This is a genomic window from Coxiella-like endosymbiont of Rhipicephalus sanguineus (assembly GCF_018687865.1).
Genome location: NZ_NIQB01000065.1, coordinates 18,690 through 36,778 on the forward strand (window position 1 = coordinate 18,690; position 18,089 = coordinate 36,778).

An 18,089-nucleotide genomic window follows, 5' to 3' on the forward strand; every position below is an offset into this window, starting at 1 on the left:
ATTTAAAGAACCTTTAATTTCATTCCTATTTCATTCGCTAACTCAACAAAATTAGGAAAAGAAGTTTTAACATTCTTACAATTGTAAATACGTACAGGAGCTTTTGCTACAGTCCCTGCAATTGCAAACGCCATGGCAATGCGATGATCGTCGTAACTGAAAATCGTTCCACCTTGAAACTTTCCTCCTTGAACAATGAGTCCATCAGGAAGCGATTCTACTTTAATTCCTAACTTTTGCAGCCCCTCTGCCATAGCAGCAATGCGGTCAGTTTCTTTTACTCGTAATTCTTTGGCGCCTCGCAATACAGTTTGCCCTCGCGCAACAGCGGCAGCAATTAATAGAATAGGAAATTCATCAATAGCGAGCGACACTTGTTCTTGCGGAATTTCAATACCATCAAGAGGAGCATAACGCACGCAAATATCGCCCACAGGTTCTCCACTTTTTTCTTGATGAGTTACAATCTCAATATTCGCACCCATCATTTTTAATAAATTTATAATACCAAGACGTGTAGGGTTTAGACCTACCTGGCGCAAACAAACAGAAGAACCAGGTGTGATAGTTGCTGCTACAATGAAAAAAGCGGCCGATGAAATATCGCCAGGAATCAAAATATCTCTTGCTTTAAGAATACCTCCCCCATAAAGACAAGTACGAAGATTTTCGACTCGCACAGGGTAATTAAAATGCGTTAACAGCCGCTCCGTGTGATCACGAGAAGGCACTTGTTCTGTGATGCAAGTTTCCCCCTTCGCATATAATCCTGCTAATAATAAGCAAGATTTCACTTGAGCGCTTGCGATAGGTAAATGATAATGAATCCCTTTTAAATTAAAATTTCCGCTAATTGTAAGTGGAGGCACGTTTTCAGCCGATTCAATTTTTGCACCCATTTGCACCAAAGGATCAATAATAAACTTCATGGGACGACACCTTAAGGACTGGTCACCCGTGAGAGTAGTAGTGAAGGATTGTCCTGCTAATAAGCCGGTTAATAATCGAATAGCTGTTCCCGAATTACCACAATCAATAACATCGGGTGGAGCAGTTAATCCATCCTTTCCCACTCCGTCCACTAATAATATATTTTCATTTTCGATCACTTCGATAGTGACACCCATTTTTTGAAAGGCACTTATTGTAGCTAGGTTATCGGCACCCATTAAAAAACCATTTACCTGCGTTCGTCCTTCAGAAATAGCGCTTAAAATGACCACTCGATGAGAAATCGATTTATCACCCGGAACACAAATTTCGCCATTTAAATTATTTGATGCGATAATGTAATAGTCCATCTTCTTAACCGTGCTGTTTTTCAAACTGTTGCATAAAATCAATTAAGGCATCGATGCCAGATTCCGGCATCGCATTATAAATGCTAGCTCGCATTCCGCCTACCAAACGATGCCCCTTCAAATTTACCAAACCATTTTCTGCAGCTTTTTTCAAAAAAAGAAAATTAAGATTTTCATCTGCTAATGTAAAAACAACATTCATTCTGGAACGATATTTAGGATCGATGGCATTATGATAAAAATTACTTTTATCAATAGCATTGTAAAATTTTTTCGCTTTTCGTTCATTACGTTCAGCTAGAGCCGAAAGGCTCCTTCCTTTTTCAACCATTTAAAAATCAAACCCGCAATGTACCAAGCAAATGTCGGTGGTGTATTCCATAACGAATTTTCTTTGACGTGTAAGGCATAATGCAAAAAACTGGGAGTTGCTGGAAGAGGATCTCGATTTAATAAATCTTCACAAATAATTACGATCGTCAATCCGGCCATTCCAATATTTTTTGAGCACAAGCGAAAATCAATCCATATCGCGAGACATCAAAAGGACGCGATAATAAATTTGATGACATATCACAAACCAAGGTCAAGCTCGTTTCAGGAATAAAGGGAAATTCGATTCCGTTTACTGTCTCATTATCAACGTAATATAAATACGCTGCCTCTTGGGGAATATCCCAGGTAGCTTGATCAGGAAGGGTTGTATAATAGACACTCCTTGCACTCGCCGCTAAATGAAGATTGCAATAACGTTTTGCTTCTTCAATCGCTTGTTGGGACCAAATTCCGGAATCGACGTAAACTGCAGCCTTATGGTTACCCATTAAATTCATGGGCACCATAGAGAATTGCAATCGAGCCCCACCCTGCAAAAATAAAATCCGATAATTTTCCGGAATCGCCAATAGCTCTCTAAGATCATGTTCCGACTCTTCAACGACTTTTTTAAATTCTTCACCACGGTGAGAAACTTCCGCTATCGACATTCCCGTGCCGTGCCAATCTAATAATTCATCACCTACCGTGCGAAAAACCGTTTCTGGCAACATGGCTGGACCAGCAGAAAAATTATAAATACGAGACATAAAAAATCCTTGTGCTGATATTTTAACCCTTATCCTGTTCTCCTATTAATTCTTCAGAAATAGCCTCCATTCCCACTAAAGATTCTTCTTGTGCCAACTGAATCAATCGAACTCCCTGAGTATTTCTCCCCATTTGTGAAATCTCATTTACACGAATGCGAACTAAAGTACCTTTATCGCTAATTAATAATACTTCATCGTTATCAAACACTTGGGCGGCGGAAACTACATTTCCGTTACGACGATTGACACGAATGGCAATAACACCTTGGCCGCCTCGACCTGTGGGTCGGTAATCTTCTATAGTCGTGCGTTGTCCATAGCCATGTATAGTTGTTGTTAAAATATACCCTCCTGGTTTTACAATAATTAACGCAATTACACTTTGGTTTTCTTTCAATTTAATTCCACGCACTCCCCGTGCTGAGCGCCTCATTTCACGTACTTCATTTTCATGAAAACGAATGGCTTTGCCACATCAGTCACGAGCATCACTTCTTTATTTCCATCAGTAATATCAACTCCTACTAATCGATCCCCTTCTTTCAATGCTAATGCAATTTTCCCATTCATTCGGGGTTGAGAAAATTCAGCTAATGTAACTTTTTTCACTGAGCCTTGAGCTGTAGTCATAAAAACAAAATGAGATTTATCATAATGACGTATAGACAATATAGTAGAAATGTGTTCCTTTTTAGCCAACGGAAGTAAATTAACGACCGGACGTCCGCGTGAAGTGCGACCACCTTGCGGCACTTGATAAACTTTAAGCCAATATACTTTTCCGTAAGTAGAAAAACATAAAATCGTATCATGGGAATTTGCCACGAGAATATTTTTTACGAAATCTTGTTCCTTTACTGCTGCAGCAAGTTTACCTCGTCCTCCTCGATGTTGGACTTGATAACTACTTAACGATTGCGATTTGATATAACCTTCGTGCGACAAAGTTACAAATAAATGTTCCTCAGGAATTAAATCTTCATTTGTTAGATCCGATTTAACATCGAAAATTTCAGTTCGACGCGCATCGCCAAATTGAGTTTTGACGTCAATTAATTCATCCCGAATAACTTGATGTAATTTATTAGGATCAGAAATAATCGAAATTAATTCACCAATGTAATCGATAATAGCAATATATTCTTCACGAATTTTATTGCTTTCGAGACCAGTTAATCGATGCAAACGCAAATCTAAAATAGCTTGCGCTTGTGCCGGCGACAAATGATAACCATCGGTTTGCAATCCGTATTCAAGCTTTAAATTCTTAGGACGAGTGCGATCGCTTTCCATTTTTTGTAATAATCCCGCCACCTCCCCAGGTTGCCATGCTCTTGCTAATAAGTTTTCTTTAGCAATCGTGGGAGTTTTCACTTTTTTAATAAGAGCAATTACTTTGTCGATATTGGCCAGAGCGACTCCAAGCCCTTCCAAAATATGTGCTCTTTCGCGAGCTTCACGTAATTCAAAAAGAGTTCGGCGCGTTACAACTTCTCGACGGTGTTGTAAAAAGCACTTAGTAACTGCTTTAAATTTAATACGCGTGGTTGACCGTCATCTAAAGCCACCATATTAATACCAAATACCGTTTGCAATTGGGTCTGAGCATAGAGATTATTGAGTAGAACTTCCGCATTATTAGCACGACTTACTTGAATCAGCATTCTCATACCGCGCTTATCGGATTCATCGCGCAACCCAGAAATCCCTTCAATTTTTTTTTCATGCACTAATTCGTCAATTTTTTCCAACAAGCGCGCTTTATTCACTTGATAAGGAAGTTCAGAAACAATAATTTGGGAACGCCCACTTTTTGTAACTTCGATGTCAACTTTCGCACGCACATAAATGCGCCCTCGGCCGGTTTTATATGCTTGGATAATGCCGTTACGACCATTGATAATTCCTGCCGTTGGAAAATCAGGCCCGGGTACATAACGCATGAGCTCTTCTACAGTTAAATCCGAATTATCAATTAACGCTAGAGTAGCATCAATAATTTCATTCAAATTATGAGGAGGAATATTAGTCGCCATTCCTACCGCAATACCTGAAGAACCATTGACTAATAAGTTGGGAATACGAGTAGGCAGCACAAACGGTGCCGTTTCAGTTTCGTCATAATTGGGAACATAATCCACGGTTTCTTTATCGAGATCTGCCATTAAGGCGTCAGCAAATCGCGATAACCGAATTTCGGTATAGCGCATAGCTGCAGGTGCATCACCATCAACAGAACCAAAATTACCTTGGCCATCAATCAACAAATAACGGAGGCTAAAAGCTGCGCCATTCTTACTATTGTATCATAGACAGCAACGTCGCCATGAGGATGGTATTTACCAATCACATCCCCCACAATCCGAGCGGATTTCTTGTACGGTTTATTCCAATCATTTCCTAATTCACTCATCGCATAAAGAACTCGACGATGCACTGGCTTCAACCCATCCCGCACATCAGGTAACGCTCGACCCACAATCACACTCATAGCGTAATCGAGGTAGGATTGTTTCAATTCATCTTCGATAGTGATGGGAATAATTTCATGTGCAAATTCAGCCACGACCCTTCCTCTGTTTTTTCAAATTAAAACAATTTGTTACCTCTTTTTACAAAGCAGAATATTATATCACATCTTAGTGGGCTTGTAAGCAAAGGTAGATTTTCTGCTTAATACGATGCAGAGAATATCAACTAGACCGAGCATTATCATTCCGTTACTATGACATCCGTTTACGATGGAGGTATTTTTTATGGAAAATATTGATTTAGTCATCAGTGCACGGTGGATTCTCCCAATCGCGCCTCAGAATCAAATTCTAGAGCGTCATGCTTTAGTCATTCACGGCGAATATATTATTGACCTTCTATCTCTAGAAAAAGCTAAGCAAAAATATCGCACCACAGATTATCTAAATTTGAAAGACCATGTGATAATGCCGGGTTTGGTCAATTCTCATACGCACACTCCAATGAATCTTTTCCGTGGATTAGCAGATGACCTCCAATTACTCGATTGGTTACAAAAACATATCTGGCCTGCTGAAAAAGCTTTGATCAATGCGGAATCTGTTCGCACAGGAACCGAATTGGCTATTGCTGAAATGTTGCGCGGTGGAACAACCTGTTTTAATGACCATTATTTTTTTCATGACACAATTGCTCAAGTTGCTAGTGAAGCAGGTATTCGCGCTTGTGTGGGAATACTTGTGATGAATGTTCCTACTGAGTGGGCCAAAGATGAAAAAACTTATTTATCTCGTGCAAAAGAAACTCTAACCAAAAATGAGATCCGCCCCCTCATTTCCTGGGCTTTAGCACCACACGCACCCTATACGGTCAGCGACACGGCTTTAAAAGAAATTATAAAATTATCTGAACAATACAATCTGCCTGTTCACATGCACATCCATGAAACAAAACATGAAATTGAACAAGGTTTACAGGAATATGGGAAAAGACCACTCGCTCGATTGCATGAGCTTGGTTTATTATCCCAACACCTAATCGCCGTGCATATGACACAACTGACACCAAAAGAAATTGAGCTTGTTCGAAAAACGCAAACCAATGTGGTTCATTGTCCAGAATCTAATTTAAAGCTCGCTAGTGGCATTGCTCCCATCGCCAAACTTCTACGAGCAGGAGTCAATGTAGCCATTGGAACGGATGGAGCAGCGAGCAATAACGATCTCGATTTATTCGGCGAAATGAGAACCGCTGCTTTTACCGCTAAAGTATCGGGCGCAGACCCCACGCATCTGTCAGCTGAAGAAGCTATTAAGATGGCAACTTTGAATGGAGCTAAAATACTAGGATTAGAAAATAAAATTGGCTCACTCGAAATTGGGAAATTGGCCGATATAATTGCTGTGGACTTAAGCTCTTATCTCACTCAACCCGTCTTTAATCCCATATCACATTTAGTGTATGCGACTAACCGACTCCAAGTGAGCGATGTATGGGTGGCAGGCAAACAATTACTTAAACAAGGTGAATTTACAAAATTAGATATTAAGCGCATACTCAAAGACAGTTTAAAATGGGTAGATCGCGCTTTACCCTATAAAGCTTTTGCCAAATTAAAAACTATTGTAACCTGATGCCTCTACCCCAAAAAGTTACGATCGTAGAAGTGGGTCCGCGAGACGGACTTCAGAACGAAGCTTCCATCGTGCCTACTGAATTGAAAATTAAATTTATTAATCAATTGTCACAGACTGGCTTATCAGTCATTGAAACAACTAGCTTTGTGTCTCCTAAATGGATTCCCCAGATGAAGGATCATACGGAGATTATGAATAAAATTAAACGGTACCCTAATGTTCGTTATACGGCATTAGTACCTAATGAGCACGGTTTCGACGACGCATTGGTGGCCAAACCCTCAGAAATTGCTGTATTTACTGCTGCTTCAGAAACTTTTTCTCGAAAAAACACCAATTGTTCGATTGAAGAAGTTTAAATCGCATCACACGAGTAATTGAACGAGCGAAGCAAAATGCTATTGCCGTTCGGGGTTATGTTTCTTGCGTACTAGGTTGTCCTTATGAAGGAGATATATCACCACAACAAGTACTCCAAGTGGCTGAAAAATTAATTTGCTTAGGCTGTTACCAAATTTCGTTAGGAGACACAATTGGGGTCGGGACACCGTTTAAAGCACAGCAGCTAATCGATGTAGTTTCCGAGAAAATTCCTATAAAAAAACTAGCCGTTCATTTTCATGATACTTATGCACAAGCGCTAACAAACATTTATGTCAGTTTAGAAAAAGGAATTACTACTATTGATAGCGCCGTTGGTGGTCTCGGGGGCTGCCTTATGCGCCAGGTGCTGGTGGAAATGTCGCTACAGAAGACGTCGTTTATTTATTAAATGGTATGGAAATCCAATGCGGAGTTGATTTAAATCGACTAATAAAAACAGGGCAATTAATTTGCGATTATTTAGATCGCCCCTCTCGATCCAAAGTAGCCATTGCGTTAACTACCATGCAGCAACATTCTTCCAGATAGTTTTTTCACAATTGTTTTTCACTCTCCAATATATTTGTTTCAAATATTTGTTTCAAGCTTGCAGCCACCAGTCCGTTGGACGAAAGAACAACTTAAGGGGAAGGAAGAGGAATTAGAAAAACGATTTTTTTATAATGTGCCAGATACCAGATAAAGACATAAAAATAATAATCAATACAACCAATAAAATATATTTACTAGTGTATAGTAACCTATAGAAGGAAATTCCTCCAGCCCAAACAAGAGCACCAACGAGATAAACAAGAGCACCAACGAGATATTAAAAACACTGTAACGATAATAATCCTATTTTGCGTCATCCCAGCGACAACGGGAACAAAAGTACGAATGACTGGAACCAATCTTCCCAAAATCACTGATTTCCCTCCGTACCTATTATAGAATTTCTTCGCTTAAATCAAATAACTTTTCTTAAACCCAAAAATTTTAAACCCAAAAGTATCTTTCTGCTTTAAAAGCGAATCACCCAGCTTCGCCCACCCAACCAATAAGCTAAAAAATAGCCTAAAATGGCAGTAATGATGATTGCTGAGACTAAGATCCAAATTTTAAAAAATCCTTGTAAACAAATTTTAAAAAATCCTTGTAAAACAGAGTAACTCAGCAGAGAAAAGCAAGCTATCTGCAGATAAAAAGAAACAAATAAAAATTCATGTTTCTAAAAATATAACCAATAAAATATCTAGTAACCAATAGCCATTACCATTGTGTAAGGTCAATATTTTTAATCATGTAGTTTTTCCTTATTTTTCACTTCCAGAATATTTTTTTGAATATGCTGAATTTTATCCCGTACCAATGCCGCTTCTTCAAACTCTAAATTTCGAGCATGAAGATACATTTCTTCCTCTAAATTACGCAAATATTTGGCTAACTGCTTGAGTGACATAGAAATGTATTGCGCTTCTTCTTCAGCTACCTGTTGAGCTTCGCTTACAAAGCACCCTTTTTTGTTATATACGTGAACCTCCTCTATTATTTCTGTGATTGCCTTTTCGATGCTCTTCGGAGTAATATTATGTTTTTTATTATACAGAACTTGTACCTGACGTCTTCTTTCTGCTTCTTCTATAGCACGCTTTATGGAGTCAGTAATTTTATCGGCATATAAAATAGCTTTCCCATGTAAATTTCTTGCTGCCCGGCCTATTGTCTGAATCAAAGATCGTTCGGAGCGCAAAAATCCTTCTTTATCAGCATCCAAAATTGCTACTAATGATACTTCCGGAATATCTAAACCTTCACGCAACAAATTAATTCCCACCAATACATCAAATGCACCCAACCGCAAATCGCGGATAATTTCGACTCGTTCCAGGGTGTCAATATCCGAATGTAAATAGCGAACCCGTACATTATGCTCGGAAAAATATTCAGTCAAATCTTCAGACATTCGCTTGGTTAAGGTAGTTACTAATACGCGTTCATTTTGTTGAACTCGTTTTCTAATTTCCGATAATAAATCGTCTACCTGGGTGGCTACTGGTCTTACCTCAATTTCTGGATCGATCAATCCCGTAGGACGTACCAACAATTCTACCACTTGATCGCTTCTTTGCTTTTCATGAGGGCCAGGCGTTGCGGAAATAAAAATAGTTTGGGGGGCTAATTTTTCGAATTCATCAAACCGCAATGGTCGATTGTCCAACGCAGACGGTAAGCGGAAACCATATTCTACTAAGGTTTCTTTGCGCGCCCGATCACCTCGGTACATTCCGCCCAACTGAGGAATTGTGACATGGGATTCGTCAATAATAAGTAATGCATCTTTAGGTAAATAATCCATTAAAGTCGGCGGTGGCTCTCCAACATTTCGACCTGATAAATAGCGAGAATAATTTTCAATCCCACTGCAATATCCCAGCTCCAGGATCATTTCTGAATCAAAAATTGGTGCGTTGTTCCAAACGTTGGCGTTCCACGAACTTATTTGTCCTCTCTAATTCCGCCAAACGCTCCCTTAATTCCAACTTAATTTGATCAACAGTTGTTAATAGTTTTTCACGGGGCGTGACATAATGAGTTTTTGGGTAAATAGTGATTCGCGGAACTCGTCTTAACATTTCACCTATCAATGGATCAAAAAAACTAATATTTTCAACTTCGTCATCAAACAACTCTACTCGAACGGCTTCCCGTTCGGAGTCCGCCGGATAAATATCAATAACATCACCATGTACACGATAGGTTGCTCGGCGCAATTCTAAATCATTTCGGGTGTACTGTAATTCAGCTAGCCGCTGTAATATTTGACGCTGATCAACTTGATCGCCTCTTTTTAAATGGAGAACCATTTTTAAGTAGGAATCAGGATCACCCAAGCCATAAATGGCTGATACCGTTGCCACAATAATAGCGTCTCGGCGCTCAGTTAACGCTTTGGTAGCAGATAAGCGCATTTGTTCAATGTGCTCATTTATGGAAGCATCTTTTTCAATATACGTGTCTGAACTGGGTACGTAGGCTTCGGGTTGATAATAATCATAATAAGAAACAAAATATTCTACAGCGTTCTCAGGGAAAAATTCCCGCATTTCAGAATAAAATTGGGCAGCGAGAGTTTTGTTTGGCTCCAGAATTAAAGCCGGACGTTGAAGCCTTTCAATTACATTAGCAATGGTAAATGTTTTTCCAGACCCCGTTACTCCTAAAAGCGTTTGGTACGCCAGACCATCCTCTAAACCAGCCACCAATTTCTCTATAGCTTGAGGTTGATCACCGCTGGGTTTAAATTTCGATACGAGTTTAAAGGTTTTTGTCATTTCTTAACTACCCCTCACTCCACTCTAGAGTTGAGAGGAATTTCTCATTGTTTACAATTTTATTTTCCGCTACTCTACCACTCTGCAATATCAAAGAAACTTATACCATGAACGACGTCTTATCCACTAGAGCGCGACAAATCAAGCCTTCTGCTACAGTGGCTGTTGCTGATTTAGTTCGGAAATTGAAAAATCAAGGACACGATGTAATTAGTCTTAGCGCCGGTGAGCCGGACTTTGATACCCCCAATCCTATCAAACAGTCTGCGATAGAAGCGATCCAACAAGGGTTTACTAAATATACTAATATTGAAGGCACTCCTGCTTTAAAAATGGCTATTGCTCATAAATTGAGGCATGATAACCAATTAGATTACGAGCCCAACGAAATCATTGTGAGTAATGGAGCAAAACAATCTATTTACAATGCCATCATGGCTGTATTGAATGCAGGTAACGAAGCAATCATTCCAGCACCTTACTGGGTAAGTTACCCCCTATGGTGAAAATGGCTGAAGCAGTCCCGATTATTATCCAAACCACACTCTCCCAAAATTTAAAATAACCCCTAAGCAATTAGAAGAAGCCATAACACCAAAAACCCGCTTATTAATTTTAAACAGTCCGAGCAATCCTTCTGGAGTGGTTTATAGCAAATCGGAATTAGAAGCTCTAGCGGAAATATTATTGAAGCATTCAAAAGTGTTAATTCTCTCTGACGATATTTATGAGTACATTTTATGGGGACAAGATCATTTTGCTAATATTGTGAATGCATGCCCTAAATTACGGGATCGAACTATTGTGATTAATGGCGCTTCGAAAGCCTTTGCTATGACAGGATGGCGGATTGGTTATGCTGCTGCTCCTAAAGCCATTGTTCAAGCCATGAAAAAAATTCAATCTCAAAGTACTTCTTGTCCCAATTCAATTGCTCAAGTGGCAGCAACTACCGCTCTAGGTTATAACCGTGGTTATTTTAGTTATATGTACAAGGCTTACAAAGCACGTCACGACTTGACCTTGCAAGCACTCAATCAAATGAAGTGCATGAGGTGCATTCCCGCGGATGGTGCTTTTTATCTTTTTCCAGATGTCACAGAGACCGTTAAACGACTTAAACTATCCTCCGATATCGAACTTTCTACACATATACTCGATAAAACTAATGTAGCCGTAGTTCCTGGAAGTGCCTTTGGCTCGCCAGGACACATCCGCCTTTCTTGTGCTACTAGCAATGAAAAACTTAGAGAGGCACTGGATCGGTTATTCAGTGTGTTTAATCATTAAGAACACTGGTAACGGCTCTGAATTTTCCTTTACAGAATCGTTTGGCACTCTGCTGAATTAATTTAAGTCAGTTGATTCTCAGCTCATTGATCGGTAACATACGACTTCTCTTTCTACCAACACTCCTCGGTAGCTCAGTCGGTAGAGCAGGTGACTGTTAATCACTTGGTCGGGGGTTCAAGTCCCTCCCGAGGAGCCAATCATCAATAGAAAATCAAGAACTTAATTATAACTATTGCGTTTTGAATTATCCCCTGCTCAAGCCTTTCGGGACTTTTGTGGGAGTGAAGTTACCATTCATAGCTCTTTCATCCACATTTACAACAGAATTCATTGATTCCCTGAAAATAATACACAACTTAATTGCTATTGAGCCAAATTGATATCATCCAGCGGATCATAGTCAGTCTTCTCGAAACAATTTTCAAAATAAGAACCCATATGCGCTGTTCAGGAGTAATCCACTTAAATCCCGTCGAAATGTTGACCAAAAGTGTCATAAACGCTTCTATCCATTGCTTCTTACGTTGAACCGGCAGGGATTTACCAACCGTTGTGCGCCAAACTATATAAAGTCAGGTTACATCGTCACCCCAATCACTACTCATTTTGTACCATCAATACTATCTTTCGGATAGACGATGTAGAAAAAATATTCCAGATTATCGACCCCTGCTGGGATTTTATTTTAAAAATCCATAAATTGCTGTGCTTCTTCTATAAATTTTCCTTTCGAACCGATCACTTTAATTTTAACATTTTACGGGCTCCTCTTAAAATCTTCCAACATTGAAATATTAATATTACCTCCTTTCGGCGTGTTAACTCACTGGAATTCCATTAAAAATCGGAAAGTATAAGTTTCTTTCACTTATTCGCTTATGCGTTGCATGGGGACTAAAACGTCTTCGATCAAAATTCAAAATATTTTTTAAATTTATGTTAAGTGTGAATTGCTCAGTCATATTTTCTGGATTTACTTGAAACGTTAGGTTAATGTAAATGCAAAAAATAACAATTTTTTCTGGATTGCTGGAAATAGCAGTAGCCTTCGAATAGTACCAGAATTTATTCCAGTATTGATTTAAAAATTCTTGTATTAATTTTTTATTATCGATCACATAACCGAATTCCTCTAAATTAGACGGATATAAATTATGAGAACTCACATAAAAAAGACGATCATCAACCACCAAAATTTTAGCGTGATTGGCAATGGCATGTTTCGCGCATCCCAACGAGGCACATTGTCAGAAAAGCGAATATAAGCAAGATGCAAGTGCTGGCATAACTCTTGATTCAATCGATCTAGAGAATAGGGATGATCGCGTTTGCTATTTAATTTCTGCGCAATTCCATGCAATTTATCAGCCACGCTTTCCAAGAGAACTTTCCAAGAGAATATTATTAGAATATGTATCAATTCGAACTACTTTTGTAATTTCTGAGGACAATATAAATATTACCTTTGTTAAGCAGGAATTTCCCAAGAGTAGCTAGTGTATCTCCAGAGACATTCGTCGGTAGCTAAAATACGCCTTTTTTAGTTTAATAACGGATGGCTTGTTGTGAAATGCGAATTACTTTTTTAGCTCGTTTAAAAAATAACGTGCATGCTACTTCGCTTTGATTATCAGGTTGCTACCCTGGAGCAAATATACCAACTCATAATCACGCAAGCGCCATCACAGCAATATTACCCTGATACAGTTGATCCGATAATTTTTTAATATCAAAATTTAGTAAAAACGCTTCTTGATACTGTCCGTGAAAATAGGATTGCAAGTCAGCAATAATCTCACTTTTTGTTTCTTTGTGTTTACAAATGTAACGCTGTAATTGATTGACAAATCGATCAGCGGCCAATTTGGCTTGGCCATGAATTTCAATACTAAAGTCATATACCAAAGAATTTTCAAGATATTCGTGCGTTCGTAAATTGTGTCCACCGGTTAGAACGGTGTTACCATCCACAGCAATGATTTTTTTGCATGATTGAACGAAAAGCGCTGCGATAATGACTTTTCCACCAAAATCCGTATCACTTTCACAAGTACGGATACTACCGACATAGATTTTTAGAGAAGCATAGAGTGCTTTTTGTTGAATCGTTTGCTTTAATGATCACAAGTAATCAGGATTATGTTGTAAAATACTATTTTTTTTAACTTACGTTTAGCAATTTCTCTCTTCGGTGCCTTAAAAGGATAAACTCCTTGTAAAATACAAACAGTTATCGGTCAATTTTGTATTACTAACTAAATACGTCAATGCATTGCAAATGCTTGCCAAAAAGCGGAAATCTGGAAAAGGCTGTAGTCATAATATCCACGGTATGATAGGCAGAGATAATGACATTATAAATAGCATCTAAAAATTTTCTAGAATGTCCTAAGCACATTTTTACATCACTACCATGAGCACCATCATAAAAATCGTTGAGGTGTCTACAAGGGACTCTGTCTCTTGCAATCACTGTCTAAATAGAAAATAGGTAACTAAAGGTTAGTTTACAAGTATCGCACCCATAGCGATAATAAAGAATAGTAGATGGACGTTGCACTAAAACACTGGGCGTTTTCAATAACCAGCGCTTAACTACGGTATCTTTGGTAGAAATGCCATAAATGCCATAACTAATATTTTAAAATTCCCCATCGGGGTTTGAGAGTATTTCGATACGATCCTCAATGGCGCTCAATTCCTTTTTAGCATTGTCAACAGAATAACAGCCGAAGAGCAATAAAATTATATCAGCAATGAAGCAAAATCAGAACATTAGCACTTCTCTTACATTAGTGACTAAAGACCATCCTATCGTACAATGGCAGATAGAATTAGTAAAGTGAAAACCCATGGTAAACCTGATTTTTAATTTCGACGGTACCATAGTAGATGGCTTTGAAACTAGCCATCACCTTATTTAACGATTATGCACAAACACATGATTTTCTACACATTAAAGCGAAGAATTATGAAAAATTGAGGTCCCTATCATCAAAGCAAATCTTCCAACTGACAAAAAGATCCCACCTTAGGCTCCCTACTATTATTGCTTCTATCCAGAAGCAATTGCAATCACGTATGACGACACTGAACCCGTTTCGGACTACCAAAAAGTTTTTTGAAACTACGAGAAAACTAACATCATCTTAGCATTTTAACAAACTAACAGAAAAGAAAATGCTAAATTATTTATAGAATCTAATAATTTAGATCTATTTGATTTTATTTATTTTGAAAGCAGTTAGTTTAACAAGAGTAAAGCCTTTTTCTATTGAATTAACGTTAAGATTTAATAATAAAAGTATTTTAGCAATTGAAAACCTATATTTTTAATAAACAGGTTGCAGAAAATATTAGTATTAGAAGCATTATAAAGTAGATGATCAAATCGTATCATCAAAATTAATTTCACGACAATGACTAGTTGAATTTATGACACAAACTCGATCTCTACTGCTGATCGTATAGAATTTAAATAGCGTGAGACAAATTTCTTTTTGTGCTGAGATTTAATTCCATAAGATTGATACGCTGGAAAAAATTCCTTCACAAATCTCAATAAGAAAAAAGAAAACTATAGAAACTTGCGAAGATAATGAAATAAAAATTTCATATTTTTGATCAAGCTAAAGTAATCTTTCATATTTTCCCTTATATTTTAGAAATGAACTGAAAAACAGTCTAAGCGCTTGTAATAATTTTACAAATAAATTTTAAAATAGAATTATTGAAACCTATTTGGGGTCAATTGCTACAAAGTTGTATTATCAAAAATTTAATAGTTAATAGTAATTAATTATTATATTGTAAGCGTTACGGAATTGTTGTAATTTAAAAAATTTCTTCTTTGTTTATTCATAGTTAGATTATTTAAATTTGTAACTCTATAATTAATTGAAAATTTTTAAACTGAATATTATATTGATAGTACCGTTAAATAACAGTAAAGGAATACCTATATTAAAAAAGATACATGCCTATATTATCAATAAATTAATGTTCTTATCTATCTTAATTATGAATTGGAGTTTATAAATTATTAGTGGTTTTCTCATAAAGTAAGTCAAATCGTTAGAAAGCAGATTTAGGTATCTCCTAAAGGTTGGATTCCATAGTTGCATACACACTTTCAGGGCACCTTTAAAAATCCTTTTGTTTTAGATCTTTTCTTTATATTAACATTCTTGGAAGTTTTAGTAGGAGTGCTATTAACCATCACATTTTTCAAACTTGAATTTGTCAATAATCATAAAAATATTTTTTTCAATGTGGTTTTTTTAAGGAGAAATTAGCATTTCAGCAATGTAATTTAGTAAAAATATTATTAATACGGATAAAGATATCTTTCAATTTTCATCGTATCTAACGACAACAATACTTACTTACTTACTTACTTATTAATTTTTCTTTATTAAAAATTAGGATATTCTAAAAAAATAAAATCTTTAATTAGTCTTAATTATGTTTGACATTCCAGCAACGCGAAAATTAAAATTATTTTGCGTTAACGTCTTATTACACTATAAAAATCTAATGATTAAATAGTAAGCGTTTAGAAAATTTTTTAATTACCTAAAAATTTTTATAAAGCATTTAAAAATTGATTCAGGAACTGGAATACTTAAAAAGGAATTTTAAAAATAGAAAAGCTACTAAAAATAAAAATAAAACTCCTAATAAAAAAATAACTGAAACAAGAACTATCAGATTATATTTTTAAAGATAAAGAAATTGAAAAAAAAATTTAGAATATTATATAAAAAGTTAGGATATAGGATTGGAAACTTTATTCTACTAGCCTATCAAGATTAAAGAAATACAAAATTTAACAAAGGAACACTTTTTAACTATAAATAATTTTATTTTGATTTTAAAAGATACAAATAAATTTTTATATAAGTATGACAAGCTAGTAATAAGTGTAACACATATTTTCTTCGCTAACAGCACTACTTCATTATAAGAATAATATCTTTTATAGTACTATTATCGCTTAATCAACTCCTAAAAGTTATTAGTTCAGTATGCAATTAATCTTTTTTTCTATTTGACTATCTATTATCAATCAAGAAAAGAGATTTCCCATGAGGACATCTTATCGTACTCTAAAAAATTTATCATTTCGCCTAGAGCATATATCTGTACCTTCGATAGCATTAATTTAATTTTTGAAAGATTGAAGTACGGTATTTTTTGAACTAACGGGATAGGCAAAAAACTTTTCTAAAGCTGTTTTTAGATTAATTGATTCCAGATACTGGATCTATCAAGTGCTTTAAAAATACAATTGAAGTGCCACAATCCTATGTTTCTTAAAATGAAAGTGAAAAAATTGATAATGTACTTAGTACTATTTAAAGTATCGAAGAGATTTAGAACATCAACCAGAGTAACGTTGATAAAAATAACTTTGAGATAGTTGGAAAATATTGGGATACAGAAAATCATATTAAAACTGTTTTACAAAAATTTACTCTATAGCCTATAGATATTTAGAAATCATTTTATCTTTAAACAGCAGACAAAAAAAAGGGATTTTCTAAAAACGATAATATTTCTAATTGATTTTAAATTATTTGATGAACTAACAATCTTAACAAACTATCAAAAAATATTTTATATAATTATGTTAAGAATTTTACTAAAAGGTCTAATTATTAGAAAGCCATGATAGAATGATCTTAAATAAATTATAAAAAATTATTGAAATAATTGCTAATGGCATTAAATTTTTTTATAGTAATTATGTTTTTTATAAAAAATAAAAAACTTAAATTAAATTTAAATTTTAGTCTGAATAACAATAAATATAATCAAAAATTAAATTATTAATCAAATTCAAATAAATGATAAAAACCCAATTAAAACATAACTAGAAAAATGAAGTAAAAGGAAAAAATGAAAAATAGAGTAAATCAAGGAAAAGAGTTTTTATAACAAAATAGCACTTAAAGACAACAAGGATTAAAGTGAGAGCACTAATTATTGTATCCGTATCCAAACTCGTCGAAAGCTAGATTTTTTTAATAAGCAATTGGAAGAAAAAAGTAAAACTTGAAATAAAAGAAACTATTGATATTTCTTTATATAGAACATGAGTTCTTAACAATAAAATTGTACTTAAAATTTAAGATTTATATTTTAAATATGAAACTAATTCCTATTCTTTATAAAGATTTTAATTTTTAAATGACAGGGTATTAAAAAGTTTCCATATCCAGAGCTAATGTCTATAGAAAATCTAAATTAATTAAGCTAATTAAAAAAGAACTTTTTCCACAAAGCGGAACTATTTATATCAGTGCGAATCATATTTCTCATTTAGATAAAGAAATTTCCTTTTTTGATTCTAATTTAACGATTTTTGATAATTTTTTAAAACTCAATACTGAAGATAAAACCTTTAATGCTTATTCAGGATTAGCTACATTTAAATTTATAAATAAATATACTAAAAATCGTGTTCTGCCACCAGTAGCAGAAAAAATCTGTGAAAGGTTGACCATTAGCTTAATGTCAATACACCCTACTCAGTTGATTATTCTTGATGAAAATAATAATAATAATAATACTAGACAGAGAGTAATTATGGAAACAAAC

General features: G+C 35.7%; 6 protein-coding genes, 1 tRNA gene and 6 pseudogenes. 4 read left to right on the forward strand and 9 right to left on the reverse strand.

Annotated features, from left to right (window positions below):
* Nucleotides 1–2 precede the first annotated feature (2 nt).
* The 5 genes and pseudogenes from aroA to gyrA form a co-directional block, all read right to left on the reverse strand.
* Complete coding sequence (aroA, locus tag B1F79_RS03825) at nt 3–1,301, reverse strand: 3-phosphoshikimate 1-carboxyvinyltransferase (protein ID WP_251366058.1); 1,299 nt, start codon at nt 1,299–1,301, stop codon at nt 3–5.
* Nucleotides 1,302–1,305: 4 nt separating this feature from the next.
* Nucleotides 1,306–2,386 (reverse strand): annotated as a pseudogene (gene serC / locus B1F79_RS03830) (3-phosphoserine/phosphohydroxythreonine transaminase).
* Nucleotides 2,387–2,408: 22 nt separating this feature from the next.
* Entirely contained in the window at nt 2,409–2,822 is a 414-nt protein-coding gene (locus tag B1F79_RS06945; RefSeq protein WP_372443132.1) for a DNA gyrase C-terminal beta-propeller domain-containing protein, read from the reverse strand.
* Entirely contained in the window at nt 2,819–3,019 is a 201-nt protein-coding gene (locus B1F79_RS06950) for a DNA gyrase C-terminal beta-propeller domain-containing protein (protein WP_372443133.1), read from the reverse strand. Before B1F79_RS06950 ends, B1F79_RS06945 begins: the two co-directional genes overlap by 4 nt.
* 90 nt (nt 3,020–3,109) lie before the next feature.
* Nucleotides 3,110–4,880, reverse strand: a pseudogene (gene gyrA / locus B1F79_RS03835) (DNA topoisomerase (ATP-hydrolyzing) subunit A); the annotation flags it as partial.
* Nucleotides 4,881–5,142: 262 nt separating this feature from the next.
* Between gyrA and B1F79_RS03840 the strand changes: the two are divergent.
* Together B1F79_RS03840 and B1F79_RS03845 are read left to right on the forward strand one after the other, a co-directional pair.
* Nucleotides 5,143–6,495 (forward strand): annotated as a pseudogene (locus B1F79_RS03840) (TRZ/ATZ family hydrolase); the annotation flags it as partial.
* A pseudogene (locus B1F79_RS03845) lies at nt 6,495–7,410 on the forward strand (hydroxymethylglutaryl-CoA lyase). The pseudogenes B1F79_RS03840 and B1F79_RS03845, both read left to right, overlap by 1 nt.
* Nucleotides 7,411–8,155: 745 nt before the next feature.
* Here B1F79_RS03845 and uvrB read toward each other — a convergent pair.
* A pseudogene (uvrB, locus tag B1F79_RS03850) lies at nt 8,156–10,193 on the reverse strand (excinuclease ABC subunit UvrB).
* Nucleotides 10,194–10,300: 107 nt separating this feature from the next.
* On the opposite strand from uvrB, the pseudogene B1F79_RS06955 reads away from it, so the two are divergent.
* Both B1F79_RS06955 and B1F79_RS03865 read left to right on the forward strand, forming a co-directional pair.
* Nucleotides 10,301–11,483, forward strand: a pseudogene (locus B1F79_RS06955) (pyridoxal phosphate-dependent aminotransferase).
* Nucleotides 11,484–11,606: 123 nt separating this feature from the next.
* A tRNA-Asn gene (locus B1F79_RS03865) sits at nt 11,607–11,682 on the forward strand.
* 622 nt (nt 11,683–12,304) lie between these two features.
* Here the strand turns inward: B1F79_RS03865 and B1F79_RS03870 are convergent.
* From B1F79_RS03870 to B1F79_RS03880, 3 genes are all read right to left on the reverse strand, one after another.
* Nucleotides 12,305–12,676 carry a phospholipase D-like domain-containing protein gene (locus B1F79_RS03870; RefSeq protein ID WP_251366060.1) on the reverse strand — a complete coding sequence of 124 codons (372 nt, stop codon included), beginning with the start codon at nt 12,674–12,676 and terminating at the stop codon, nt 12,305–12,307.
* On the reverse strand, nt 12,649–12,867 hold the full coding sequence (locus B1F79_RS03875; protein ID WP_251366061.1) for a hypothetical protein: 219 nt from the start codon (nt 12,865–12,867) through the stop codon (nt 12,649–12,651). The genes B1F79_RS03870 and B1F79_RS03875 overlap by 28 nt, the downstream gene beginning before the upstream one ends.
* A 287-nt stretch (nt 12,868–13,154) precedes the next feature.
* Nucleotides 13,155–13,457, reverse strand: coding sequence for a phospholipase D-like domain-containing protein (locus B1F79_RS03880; protein WP_251366062.1), 303 nt, complete (start codon nt 13,455–13,457; stop codon nt 13,155–13,157).
* Nucleotides 13,458–18,089: the final 4,632 nt, after the last annotated feature.

Coding starts and splice junctions, on each gene's coding strand:
- B1F79_RS06945 (WP_372443132.1), bottom strand. CDS start 2,822: ATGAGGCGCTCAGCACGGGGAGTGCGTGGAATTAAATTGAAAGAAAAC.
- aroA (WP_251366058.1), bottom strand. CDS start 1,301: ATGGACTATTACATTATCGCATCAAATAATTTAAATGGCGAAATTTGT.
- B1F79_RS06950 (WP_372443133.1), bottom strand. CDS start 3,019: ATGACTACAGCTCAAGGCTCAGTGAAAAAAGTTACATTAGCTGAATTT.